Below are 12,636 nucleotides of genomic sequence, written 5' to 3'. Positions count from 1 at the left end.
TCTATTCGCCAATGCCGTCAGTTTTTCCGTTCCACAGAGAGGGGAATTCGGTCGTGGTAAAGAGAGGCCGCAACGCCCAAGTTCTCTCAAGCACGATATGACGCTTCCCTATTTGCATCCCGCCTGCGCTCTTCTGTGATCTGTTGTTCCATCCGTGTCGTCGTTCTATCAACCCATCGATGGACATGCGGATTTGTTGAAATGCTCCGAAGTTCCAGCAACAAATCGCGTTCAGCTTCAAGCTTATTGGCGAACGAGCCTGCCCACATACCTGAGGTCAATCTGGAACGAAGTGTATCTAACCTCTCCGGTCGATCCACATGGGCATCAGCAAATGATATAAATGCCGGACTCCATTTGCGCGCGCTCTTCGCCCCGTCAAAGAGCTGAATCCAATCCAGAATGAACGGCATTCGCTCTTCTTTGTCTGTCAGCATCCACGGTACATATATTTCAGCCGGAATGTCATTGAGAACGCCGGGGTTTGATGGCTCTCCAATATTCGCATCGAATAAGCTTGGAAGTCGGTATACAGCTCGACCATCTGCGGCAGCTCGCGCCTCGTGGTACTTCTCCCAAACCAGGCTTGGAGAGTTGGCTATTATGCGCCGAAGTATTTTTTGCGCGTAATCATCAAATGCGAGTTGAACACGGTATTCTTCAACAGAGGTCACACTTATGATGAAATCTACCAATTCACTACTGAAGTGATCATCGACATGGCCGCCATTGAAGAGCTTTTCGACAAGCTCGCACCAATGATACCAGTCCATGTTTGAATATTGCTGTTTGTCAAATAAGGCACCATTGGTTACCGATACTTTCAAAGCTTGCAACAACCGTCCTTCTTTCGGGTCAGAGCGATACAAGACATGTGCTAGGAAATCGACAGCCGCCCACGCCCCGCGCTCTTGCTTAGTCAGCAATGTGTTGACCAGCAGTTCAATTAAATCCTCATCAACGGTCTGAAATATATCACTGAAGGCAATAGCTGAGACCTGACGCGGTTCGACCGTATCGTTTTGTACAAACTCGATTGCGCGTTGCATGAGCGCGTTATCTAGCCCGGCTGCAGTAAGAAATTCGATTGACGATGCGCTCAGGCTGGGAACGCCAAGTGCGAGCTCAAGGCATTCCAGGCCCTTGTTTTTGTCGGTTTGCGCTGCGCCGGAAATGACATTGCGTACAAGACTCGACACGGCGGGGATTTCGCTGTTCGCAGTCATGTTGTCTAAAAGATGCTGCAGCAGATGTTCGGGATCACCGACATGCTTTGCAATACGGACGACAGCAATCCACCCCGAGTTTGTCGCTTTTTCCAAAAGCATGTCCAAAAACGGCAGGAAATACGCGGATTCTTTAGGCGAGGCATCGACCAGCTCGTATATCTTGTTTTCGGCATAGTGATGATCGTTATCACCCTCGCGGTCATAGCATACGTCCGGATCATGAATATCCGTGGCCCAACCGCTACTGTAGTAGTGGATCTGCTCCAGCGGATCGGTGGGTATTAGTTCATCGTAATATGCACGAAGCTTTTGCTGGTAAGCTTCATCCGCTTCCTTTCGATCAAAATACAGCCAGTCATTGACCCCGAGTGCAGCCTTGTGCCATCCCGGATGGGCGTCGCGCAGGCGCGCTATCATGGCCTGAATTTCTTCGAGCAAATTGACATTGGCAAAGAGGCTTCTGAGGTGCGAGCCGATAGTATTGAGCGCGGTCCGACAGTTCGGATCACCGGGATCGAGGGCGATTTTCTCAAGACGTGACAAGGCTGCGCGATAAAAATCGAAAATCTGACCGTAGGTTTCGGGCCGCCAGTCCTCCAACGCTTCTCCGGCACCTATATGTTCCGAGCCGCCGGATCTGGAGAAATGCCAATTTTCGAGCATGCGATTTAAGGCTTCGACGCAAAGCTTACGCACCCGCTCGTCGGGATCGGCCAAGCCATCATCCAGCACAACGAGCTTTTCTTCCGGCGTGGCTTCCGTTCCTGACAGATAAAGCTGGTAGAGGCCGGTGAATTGACCGGATGCATTATTCGACCAGTCTTCGTTTTCTGCTGCGCCAAGCTTCAGGAGCAACCTGGCTGCCGCATCAAAGGTCTGACGACGGAACACCAGCTTTTCCAAAGCCCAAATGGTATAGCGTCTGCCTGTATCAAAGGACGCCAGTTCATCGACTGTTTTCCCTGAAAGCAGTCTGTCTAGGTGCTCCATCGTTGCATCGGGGGCGAGGTGAACGAAGCGGTCCAACAATTTTGAACCGAATTCGCTGTCGAGCGCGGCCTCATCAGGCAAGGCTTCTGCTAGCAGGGCTCTACCGAAACTTGAAACCTTATCTGACCACGACACCCAGCGAAGGCGCCCAACCATTCTCAGCTTCATCTCTTCGCTAAGAGAACGGAACAAGTCCGCCAACGTCCCCGCAGGGTTGCTTTCGAGCCATTGGTTTGACAAGCGCATCGCAAGCGGAAGCGGTTGCGCCTCGCCAAAATCTCCCTGACGGAACAGAACACCACGCTCGGCAAAGCGTCTTAATTCACCGAACATTTGGCGTCCGGTTTTGCCGCAATAAGCCGCTATTTCTTCGAGTTCTTTCGCAGGCTCGTTTTCCATTCCAACGATTGTAAAAAGGCTTAAAAGTTGCAGGCTTTCAAACGCCGATTGGTCGATTTCATGCTCGCCCCAAACGATCCGCGAAATAAGGGTCTCGACAGAGCTAAGTTCTTCGTCTCCGCCTTCCAACGCTCTCGAGGCGAAGACTGCCATTCTCGGGAAACCTTGCGACAAATCTTGGATGAGGGATGCGTTTCGCTCACTGACTTTTTTGTTGGTCGCCTCGGCAATATGGCCGATCAATTCATTTGACGCGGCATTGAGTTCAACGATCAGGTTGCGGCGCATACCATGCGCTTTTGTTTCCACGCCTATCGTTACGAGATGGCAGCGGGAACCGGCCCGATGGACGGTTTCGCTCAGCTTTGTGTGAACAGGGTCTGGGCAATCATCAACGATCAGCAATGCACGTGAACCGGTGTCGGCAATTTCCCGCGCAATGTTCAAAAGCCGGTCTTTAACGTCCTCGTAGAGACAGTAGATAATCTGGCTCTCGCTCAAGATATCTTGAGGTAATGCGGTCCGACTCGCGATTAGTTGATGGACGAGACGTGTTTTACCGTATCCCGAGGGACCGATTACACGAACGGCATTGCCTCTTGTGGCAAGAAAGGCGGATATAATCTCTCGAATTTCATCAAAGGACTTTTCTTGCAAAATCGAGGCATCTTCGTTTTGCCAAGTCTGTATTTCCGATCCTTTGACGACAAATCGCGTATCGCCATTTTGTTGAAATTCGACCTCAGAAATTTCCGATGACCGCCCCCAGTCTTCAAAGGTTTGAAAGCCGCCGAGATAGACATCTCGCAGTAATGCGTTGAGCCAGAGCGCCACGGACGGATGCGTATTCGTCCAAGCAGCAAGCCTATTGCAATCGTAAATCTGGATCGAGGTCAGCAGGGATGGATCGTTGCCGGTATCGGTGATCCCTTCCTTAATACCGGAAATGCGGCGATCGACGTTTGTTCCGACAACCGGCGTGGGCGTAACGATGACATATGCGCCACTTTGCGAAATAGCCTCCTCAAGAGCCTCGTTCAGTTTCGGGGCATTTGTGCCTTGTGTGGATTTGGTCTGGGTTTCAGCCTTCAGTCCTGCCGGAGAGGTTGCTCCCTTTTTGCTCTGAAAAATCGTGAAACGGCTGGGAAGCCAATCTGTTTCATTCGGGCTACCTGACCATGAAACCCTGGCATCGTCGCCGCCGTCAGCAATGGTGATTTGTGCGGGAGCAGTTCCGGATCGCAAAGGAATGGAATTCTTATTAAGTTCCGCGCTGATAAGACGGCGAAGCAGGTCTACAACTTGATTTTCATCCAGCCGTTCAATCTGGTCGGCGCTGACCTCAAAAATCATCACATTCTCGTTTCGATTGCTCATACAATAAAGTTTTTAGATTGCAGAAGTTATTGTTACATAGGGTGAAATAGCTGTCATGCAATATTTGATTGCAGGACATAACTGCACACAATCGGACGCACACGCTGTGAATTGGGGTGCTGTACAAAACGTGTGCACCAACAACTCTACTATTTAAGATTTTACTTTTTCAATTTTGAATCTACACTTGCGAACCGTAGGGCGAATTACGAAGGGGCGGAGCAATGGAGCTTGAAAGTTCCACGCCAACCGAAGAAGACAATGCGCGGGGGCAAGTTCCAACCGCTTGGGGTGCCCCTGTCGTGCAGTTCTGGCAATGGCTGCGAAATGCTGACGGCAGATCGAGTACACCATTTTGGCTGTCCACCTTGGCGGTCATCTTCGGCCTTGTTGGAGGCGCCCTGGGTCTTTTCTCCTACTTTCAAAATGGACAAATTGCCAAAGATACGCAGGACATTGGCATTGTTGAGTCGAGAGTTGTTGCTTGCTTTAACCTGTCGGCTCACCATTTGGCGCAAGATTTGCGAGACGAAGAACTACGTTCAAAGTTGAATTCCACTCCACCGGAAATGCCATTGCTTATCATCACGAACGGCGAAGTTGGTGAAGAAAGGCGGTTAAGCTCGAACTTCCAACGATACGTTGCGTCCGTTAAAATGGGGCGCGAATTGAATTTGTGCTTGGCGTTGAAAGAAAATGTAGACGACATGCGTGCGTGCGTAGATAGAGCTACCCTTCGCCAACCCGGAAAGCAAGTATTTGACGCGTTGGGTGAAGAAGATGAGCAAGGACGGTCTCTCGGTGTAAGAAGTCCAGCTTGTTGAGATGGAAAGTGCGGATTAACTCAGGCGCCGAGGTTTTCAATGTTTAATTTTGCGGCTCTCTTGGGCTTAATTACCTTATTTTCCTTTTTAGCCGAGGCAGGTGGCAAGCTGCTGCCAAAGAGTGATACGAGCCGCTTTTTTAACTATATTTCTTCTCTATTAAGACCAACGGGCAGCACGGCAAGGGCATTAGACATATTCAACGCATTGTTCGGCCACCGATTTTTCGGACTTCGGGCAATAATATTTTCTATTTTTCTGACGACAGTCTTTGTGACCTTAGCTTCAATCACTGCCATTGCGACTAGTCGGAACCTATTTTCTGATTATTTTGATCAGCTTTCATCGGTTGGTCCATTAGGTTTCATTTGTATAGCAATCGCATTGCTGGGAACTTATGTCGCCGACTTTGTTTCGTATACAAAAACCAGAATTTTGCTTGGCGCCATGAATACATATAAAAATTTCGGGGTGACAGTCATACTTTTGTTATCAGATCTATTTTCGACAATACTAATATTCAGTTTAATATTCGCAGTTGCACGAACAATTATTTACGTTGCTCTTATGAGTACGATGGCCCAGCCGGTTGGTGGCGCATTCCTAATGGCCCCCAACATAATGTCTGGGGCAGCAAGGGAGCTCGGGATAGCCGTTCCTGAAGTTGTCAGTGGGGACAACGAAACGAGTCGAAGACTTCGACTGCTACGTGAAATTAACAACTACAGTCAAAATGAAGATGACGCTTCAAAAGAATTGGCTTCCGCGTATTTTAACGAAAAGAACTTGTACAAAAAATGGGATTTTTTTGAAATTAGTTACAAAAATATATGCTTAGAAGAACTTGAACCTCAAGATGTAAAGAAGTTTCTTCAAAATGATTATTTCTCATATGGCGCTAAATTTTTCATAGACTACTACGATGACCTGTCGAAAGAAGTCGAAGCTTCGAAATTCATAGAAAAGAAAAACGAACTTGAAAGCGGTGATGTCCGCTCAATTCTTGCTGCACTTCACAATTCTATACATAAACGTGTTACATCAGGGCCGCCGGACTGTACCATACGCCTTTTAGCGCTTTTCGAGAGCTACGACCTGACGAAGATGCGTAAGTGGCTCACGCCGCTTGATATCTATGCTAGTGCTTTCGCGACAACATTCGGCGGAGTCACGGATTCCGCAATCAACAAGTTTGGTTTGTTCATTATCACCGACGCACTAGCTGAATTACCTCGCGTCCTTTCAAATGCATGGGTTTTTCATGCGGTGAATTTCTTGGGAACGCACCCTGCAGACCGAGCCTCTTTATCGGTCGCAAGCAGTCTAGCCCAAGGGAGTTGGTACGTTGGCACGGCCAGCGTTCCCTTGCCGTTTACCTCATTTGCTGCTTCCTCGCTTGGAGCAACATTTATTCTATGGATTTTGTTGAGTGCCGAGGCCTTGGGAGTCGTTGCGTATAGACTGCGAGATTTTGCCTACTTGTGCTTCAAGTCAGAGCGAGTTCAGAATTTTCCGCTAACTTTCTTGGCATTGTCAGTTGTTCTTGTTTTGGGAGTCTTCCTCATCATGCAGTTTATCGTCGCTCAAAGCTGGCAAATGTTTTTGTGACATCAGACAGTTAGAATTTGACGGTCTTCGACTGATTTGTTGTGGGGCATGGCGGCGCCAGGCGCCGGCTTTATCCCGCGTGTGTCACACGCTCTTGGAACCCGTATTCCAGCTTAAACCGTCCCATCCCGCCTGATCCAATAGCCCTGATCTGCGTCTGCCCGCTCCATTCGATACGGCTGCGTCGTATCTCCCATGTTGCCGAGATCGCCTTTGGCGTCGCAAGCGACAGGACTTTGGGGCGCTCTGTTTGACGGTACTCCCGTCCTCTTGATCGTCGCCGTCCGCCGGTGCGGATCGGCGGCTTTGTCTAAATATCATTTATCATTGCGCGTGATCGCGACCCCAGAGGCCAGCATGACTTTTCTGGAAGAGCCTGCCACGACTACATATCGGTGAGAGATTGTCATGCGTAAGTATTAAACGTTAAAGTAGATTTCCGAGGTGTTGACTATTTGATAGGAGATCTTGATTGGAGACGCTGGGGCAAATTTTGAAACAAAAAAATACCAAGGCACTTTTGATTGGTAACGGAATAAACCGCTATCAAAACAACACTCAATCCTCGTCATGGGAAAGCTTACTTCAGCAAATCGCCAGTGCACAAAGCCTGCGTTTCACCAAACAACAACTACAAGAGATGTCAAACACCGAGTTTTTTGACATTCTCGACCTTGCTCAACCCGAAGAAGATAGAAGAAATTTACAACAAAAATTCTGCGAGTTGATGAGCGGATGGGAGCCGCAAAGCCATCACGCTAAAATTATAGGCTGGGCGCGCAATCGCTCTGCACCTGTCGTGACTGTTAATTTCGATGAAAACCTCTCCAAATCTGTTGGTGCCAAATATTTTGGCCCTGGAACCAGAAAGGGGTTTACCGATTACTATCCTTGGAGTTCCTATTTTTCAGACGAACCAATCGGAAATCCGAGAACAAGTTTCGCGATTTATCACGCCCATGGAATGAGGCGATATTCGCGCAGCATACGCCTCGGCCTCACCCACTATATGGGAGCTGTGCAGCGCGCGCGTAGTTGGGTCTACGGGAAACGCGGCATCCGGATGAATGCGAAAGAAATGCGGACGGACTGGCCTGGTTCTAACACCTGGTTGGAACCTATTCTTTTCTCGCCGCTGATAATTCTGGGGTTTGGTTTTGGAAAGGACGAGACTTTTTTACGTTGGTTATTTCTGGAGCGTGCAAGACTGCACAAGATGAAACCTGATTGGAAGCAAAAGGCTTGGTATGTAACAAACAAGCAGAGCGGAAACAGCGATAGAGCCCCATTTTTCAAGGCATTAGGCATCAACTTGATTGAAACTGAGAGCTACGAAGAAATTTATGAAAACCCGGAGTGGAATCCATAATTGGAACTTTTAAAACAGCATTAGTGGGCCATGATGATTGATATCGATGAAATACGTGATCCCCAAATTCGGATGTTCGGACTGACGGGGGCAGATGCCGTTTACACGTTTTACCATGATGAGACGAACAACATCCGAAAGCTTCATATCGATGAGCAGGGGCTAAACGTCCCCGAGCTGAAAACATTTGTTCTCGGCGGCGTTGTTCATGAAGGACCGCAGCGCCCATTGGATCTTTCATCGCTTCGCCAGGCTATGCGCATTCAGCCTTCCGCAAATGAGATCAAGCTTAAACATGTCGCGAAGGGTGAATTTCTCGACATCCTTAAATCAAGCAAGCTGACCACTTTTTTGCAGTGGATCGCAGACAACGACCTGATGCTGCACTATCACGAGCTTGATCCCTTGTACTGGTCGGTTGTCGATGTGATCGACTCCATCCTACCGGAACTCGGGAACCCGATGCTGAATCAGTATCGCGAGCTCTTGAAAAGCGATTTCGCGGCAATCGTCAGGCACGAACTGCCGTTTGTGGTCGATCTGTTCCGCAGGTACGACTATCCCGACCTTGCACCACAGGACCGCGAGCCGTTTCTGAACGAGCTGATTGATCTTGTTGAGCGAAACGAGGGCCTTCTTCATGAAGAGATGAATGCAATGATGCTCAAGGGCGTCTTGCAAGCAGGCCGGGCGCTGGACGAGCTTGCGTTTATTGAAGAGTTTTCCGCGCGTAAACTGATTGAAGATTTCAGCGCCTTTTATCGCAACCGTGTTGCCGTATTCAAAAACGCTGAACACATCATGGACATGGAAACAGAAATCCGTGATGCCTTCGAGGATGATCATCTTTCTTGTCAGGGAGAACCTGTCACCAATTACCGCTTTGCCGATTCACACTCAGAAGCGGGCATCCAGCTCTCGGACATCATTGTCGGCGTGATTGGCAAGATGCATACTTATCTGTCCCAACCATCGTCGGAAGAGGTCGATAGAGACCGAGCCGCCTTGACCGGAGCTGCTCTAAAAAATGCCGAATTGCTTCGCGACCTGATCGATAGTTCGAATGCCGCCAATCAGGCATTCCTACATCATGTTGCCAGCCTGCATGACCTCGATAAGTTGGACAGGTTTCTTCGGTTTTCCGACGGGAGATACGCTTAAAAAGGCAGCAGGCCGAAGTGGCCTGCCGCGTGATGGTTAGCCAAAGGGCGAGCGCATCTCCAATTCAGCCTCGATATTCTCAATTGAAACCAAAGCATTGCGGCGATCTGCCGATCCGCGCGGTGCGGATGCGAATGCATTGAATGCCTCGCGGTAGAGAGCGTTGAGTTCGGCTGTGTTACGGGACGCAGCTTCAAAGCGGGAGATGAGTTTCATTGTTTCCTCCTTTGTTTCAAGGAGGCCCCGAACCATTCAGGGCCTTTCGGCCCGTTCCCAGCATCATTGGCTCAGCAAAGGCCTGATGGTTCGCGGGGTGACGCCCGATCAACGAGAAGGAGAAACGCTGTAAACGCATACTTGCGCGCTGAGTGCGCGTTTAGTTGACGTTGTACGCGCAAATGTGAGAAAATGGACATGTGAGATAGGAGAAGCGCCATGGCGAATATGCACGACACGAAAATGATCAAACGGCTGAATACCACGCTGCCTGACCCGCTGGCGCTGTACGTTGGCGAAATCACCGGCAAGGGCTCATTGTACGAGACACCGAGCGAGTTCATCCGCGATCTGGTGCGCAGGCACATGGAAAAAACGCTAGAGCAGGAACGCGGCGATATTCGCACATTGCTCGCTCAATCCTTGCGTGAGAACGACTATTCCGATCTGACAGATGACGACTTTGCCGATGCACGCAAAGCAGCGACCGAATAGGCGCCTATGTCCAGGATTATTCGCAGCGCACTGTTCAAACGCCAGCTTATTGAAATTGCGACCGGTTACCGCAACCGCGCGGGATCGGAGATTGCTCTAAGATTTGTCGACCAAATCGAGGAAAGTGTTCGCTTTATTGGAGCTAAACCCTTGGCCTGCGCGGTTTATACGCGGCTTGAGGGTAAAGAATTCCGAAAATGGGGCGTGCAGGATTTTCCTGTTTCAATTTTCTTCCGGCTTGAGGGCGATGACACCATCATTCTTGAAACCCTTTATGCCCACCGTATGAATATCGCGGCGCGTTTGCCGAAGGATGTTGAATAATTTGTCCGGCTTGCAGGATCATAGCGGACCCCGCAATTCACTTGTTTTCTGGTGTTTTCCAAGCGTTTTCAGACGGTGAGCGTGCTTTGTCATGCCGAGAAAACCTGTATTCGTTAGCCTCTTTGAATTCTCTAAGGCAGATACGCACGATTTCGGATTGGGACCTGTTGATATCCTTTGCTGCAACGGAAACCCATTCCTGAATATCATCATCAAGTGTGATCGTAATTCTAGTTTTTGTCATCACGATCTCTCATCAGCCCTGCGATTGTGGTAATCGCAACAGAAATCCCAAGAACGACGCCCATTTCGGCAATAGCGCTACCTCCTAGTGGCAAGAAATGCAACTCTAGGGGAAACACTGCCTTTGCCACCGTGAGCAGCATCAAAATAGCGCCACCAAATATGATCGTCTTCATACGAGCCTCCTGATTCTAGGACGCCCTCGTTGATAGCCGGAACTAGTTAATAAACTATTTATACTGCATCACATTGGTGGGGCAGATTGCTCATGTGATGCGGGCGATAGCGGAAGACCACGCAATTATGGCTCCAACTCGGGACCGCGATCACGGATGCGCAGGGAGCGGCCTTCGCGTAGAGCTTTGAGACGCTCTTCAGGCGTTTGCGGTTTGCGGGTTTGCACGGGCTTTCGCCGGACTTCCGGTTTTTGCACTTCCTGTGGTCTTTGTTGTTGCGTCTTTTCCCGCAAGGCTTCGAGCCGTTCGAATGAAGGTTTCGCTTTGGGTTTTGGCGCTTCGCCGCGCTTCATCAAGCGGTAATTGGCCGTATCGGAATGCAGACCGAGCAGGGCTTGCGCATGCCTGCTGCGGGTGGCCGTGATTTCAGCTTGCAGGTTTTGCCGTTCTTGCATCTGGGAGGCGATAACCGCATGTCGCTGCTCACGATCACGCTGCAAAGCCCATAGGGCTTCCATCTCGTTTTGCTTTTCAAGCTTGGCACGCTTGCCCGTCAGCTTATCCCATAACCCCAGCACGCCGTTACGGAGGCGATCAGCACGGCTACGCGATTCCTCTTCGAAGCGCTGTTTCTGTCCGGCATCAAGTTTGGCACGCTCTTCAGCGTGCTTTTCAGTCATCACACTGCGCCGAGAGTTCAAAGCACCTGTTTCAAGGCGAGCTTTGCCGCGCGCTTCATCGAGGTGGGATTTCATGCGTGGCAGGATGTCTTCCGCAATCCGCTGCCTGGTTTCTTCGATGCTGCGCAACTCCTCAGCTTTTCCCAGACGTTCCCGAACATCCTTTGTCTTTTTCCCGATGGCGCGGGGAATCGCGATGACTTCGCCCTCGAAGGTTACGGCGGTGTAAGCGCGTCGATCACCACGAGCGAGATAAAAACCTCGCTCTTCCAATGCATGAGAGAAGGATTGCTTCGTGTCAGAGATCGCCCAGGCTTCCTGTATCAGCCCCTTGACCTCACCCGCATGGCGTCCGGCGCGTTTGGCTTGTTGCCATTCGGCGAGCTTGAAGTTGCGCGGATCGCGGTTTTGTTTGTCGATCAGCCCACGTGGCATTTGCCAGCCGTTTTCGAGATAGAGCTGCTTGGAGACTTCCTGAAGCTTGTTCTTGAAGAAGGGAAGCGGTTTCGCCGTCATCGTCTCGGCGTCAATGCGGCTCCATACAGCATGGCAATGCCGACGCCCTTCCTTTTCATGAAAGACGACGACACGCGGCTGACCACTCAGACCGTTCTTTTCTTCGATAGCCTCGATAGCTTTCTCGAATGCACCAATACGCACCGTTTCGTTCTGTGGTGGATTGAGAGAGACGGAAAACATGCTCTGTCTGCATTTCGTGCCTTTGGCGATTGCATCCACTTCGGAAAGCGCACCCGCGACATCATCAGATATAAAGCCTCGGACTTCATGAACTTCGATATGCTCGTTTTCTCCCATAGTGAGAAGATATCGACCGAGTTGACGTCCATCGCCGCGAGGTTTTGCCTTGAGGATCATGACGGCTCCGAGTCCGTACGATGACCGAGCGCGCGCAACAATTCCCGTCGCATCAATGCGATATCTGCACAAGCGCGGCGAATATCGCGCTCCGTATCGGGCATGACGGGCAATGTGCCCATATGCGCAGATTTGGCGAGTTGATTGAGATTATTCGCAAGACGCGACTGGCCTAACTGTGCCAGCACATAGGCGAGCTTTTTTTCGTCTTCGATAGGGCGGCGCACCCGCGAGCGTGCCCGTTTTCTGCCGGTTCCCTTGCCGTCGAAGACTTTGCGCTTGATGTAGGAGCCAAGCGGCTCATCTCCAGCAAGTTCTTCAAGCCTTGCCCGTTCTTCAAACGTCAGACGGAGTGAAAAAGGTGGGTCTTTCTTACTTTTCTTGGTATTATCTAACTTATTGTTATTGCTTTCGTATTTTTTCATTTTCGCACCCCAGATCATTAAGATCATGTTGTGCGAGATGGGATTCCCAATCTTCCAATATCTGAAAGAAGCGGTTCAATTCTTCTCCCCTCGGGTCCACCATTCCTTCTCCTCCCGAAAATCGTGTGTTGTTCCGAGAACACTTCCGTGCCCGGCGCGGCGCCGGTTGCCGTCAAGTGTAACGGTCAGCCTGTAGCACGTCCCTCACTCACATATGTGTGAACGGCAGAAGACGGTTTCGGAG

12 protein-coding genes are annotated in these 12,636 nt (G+C 50.2%); 6 read left to right on the top strand and 6 right to left on the bottom strand.

Going from position 1 to position 12,636, the window contains the following annotated elements; genetic code table 11:
• Positions 1–86: 86 nt before the first annotated feature.
• Complete coding sequence (locus O6760_RS04210) at positions 87–3,971, bottom strand: hypothetical protein (RefSeq protein WP_269584236.1); 3,885 nt, start codon at positions 3,969–3,971, stop codon at positions 87–89.
• A 248-nt stretch (positions 3,972–4,219) separates the two neighbouring features.
• Here O6760_RS04210 and O6760_RS04205 point away from each other — a divergent pair, with 248 nt between their 5' ends.
• The 4 genes from O6760_RS04205 (at position 4,220) to O6760_RS04190 (ending at position 8,957) form a co-directional block, all read left to right on the top strand.
• Complete coding sequence (locus O6760_RS04205) at positions 4,220–4,819, top strand: hypothetical protein (protein WP_269584235.1); 600 nt, start codon at positions 4,220–4,222, stop codon at positions 4,817–4,819.
• Positions 4,820–4,858: 39 nt separating this feature from the next.
• Positions 4,859–6,427 carry a hypothetical protein gene (locus O6760_RS04200; protein WP_269584234.1) on the top strand — a complete coding sequence of 523 codons (1,569 nt, stop codon included), beginning with the start codon at positions 4,859–4,861 and terminating at the stop codon, positions 6,425–6,427.
• Between the two features lie 472 nt (positions 6,428–6,899).
• Positions 6,900–7,796, top strand: coding sequence for a hypothetical protein (locus O6760_RS04195; protein WP_269584233.1), 897 nt, complete (start codon positions 6,900–6,902; stop codon positions 7,794–7,796).
• 30 nt (positions 7,797–7,826) lie between these two features.
• On the top strand, positions 7,827–8,957 hold the full coding sequence (locus tag O6760_RS04190) for a DUF3800 domain-containing protein (RefSeq protein ID WP_269584232.1): 1,131 nt from the start codon (positions 7,827–7,829) through the stop codon (positions 8,955–8,957).
• A gap of 36 nt (positions 8,958–8,993) precedes the next feature.
• Here the strand turns inward: O6760_RS04190 and O6760_RS04185 are convergent, their stop codons facing one another.
• Positions 8,994–9,173, bottom strand: a complete 180-nt coding sequence (locus O6760_RS04185) for a hypothetical protein (protein ID WP_269584231.1) — start codon at positions 9,171–9,173, stop codon at positions 8,994–8,996.
• Between the two features lie 219 nt (positions 9,174–9,392).
• Here O6760_RS04185 and O6760_RS04180 point away from each other — a divergent pair, with 219 nt between their 5' ends.
• Both O6760_RS04180 and O6760_RS04175 read left to right on the top strand, forming a co-directional pair.
• The gene (locus O6760_RS04180; protein WP_269584230.1) at positions 9,393–9,668 is read left to right on the top strand and encodes a ribbon-helix-helix domain-containing protein; all 276 of its coding nucleotides are present in this window, start codon (positions 9,393–9,395) and stop codon (positions 9,666–9,668) included.
• 6 nt (positions 9,669–9,674) lie between these two features.
• A complete protein-coding gene (locus tag O6760_RS04175) occupies positions 9,675–9,992 on the top strand; it encodes a type II toxin-antitoxin system RelE/ParE family toxin (protein ID WP_269584229.1) in 318 nt (105 codons plus the stop codon).
• Positions 9,993–10,029: 37 nt separating this feature from the next.
• On the opposite strand, the gene O6760_RS33410 is transcribed toward O6760_RS04175, so the two are convergent.
• The 4 genes from O6760_RS33410 to O6760_RS04160 form a co-directional block, all read right to left on the bottom strand.
• The gene (locus tag O6760_RS33410; RefSeq protein ID WP_442969850.1) at positions 10,030–10,236 is read right to left on the bottom strand and encodes a CopG family transcriptional regulator; all 207 of its coding nucleotides are present in this window, start codon (positions 10,234–10,236) and stop codon (positions 10,030–10,032) included.
• Positions 10,223–10,411: a hypothetical protein gene (locus tag O6760_RS04170; RefSeq protein WP_269584228.1), complete on the bottom strand. Its 189-nt coding sequence runs from the start codon at positions 10,409–10,411 to the stop codon at positions 10,223–10,225. The genes O6760_RS33410 and O6760_RS04170 overlap by 14 nt, the downstream gene beginning before the upstream one ends.
• A 125-nt stretch (positions 10,412–10,536) precedes the next feature.
• Positions 10,537–11,967: a relaxase/mobilization nuclease domain-containing protein gene (locus O6760_RS04165; RefSeq protein ID WP_269584227.1), complete on the bottom strand. Its 1,431-nt coding sequence runs from the start codon at positions 11,965–11,967 to the stop codon at positions 10,537–10,539.
• Positions 11,964–12,392, bottom strand: a complete 429-nt coding sequence (locus tag O6760_RS04160) for a hypothetical protein (protein ID WP_269584226.1) — start codon at positions 12,390–12,392, stop codon at positions 11,964–11,966. The genes O6760_RS04165 and O6760_RS04160 overlap by 4 nt, the downstream gene beginning before the upstream one ends.
• Between the last annotated feature and the right edge of the window lie 244 nt (positions 12,393–12,636).

It is taken from the genome of Roseibium sp. Sym1 (assembly GCF_027359675.1).
GTDB lineage: Bacteria > Pseudomonadota > Alphaproteobacteria > Rhizobiales > Stappiaceae > Roseibium.
Note: the sequence above shows the minus strand (reverse complement) of the source record. Positions and strands in the feature narration are given on the sequence as shown.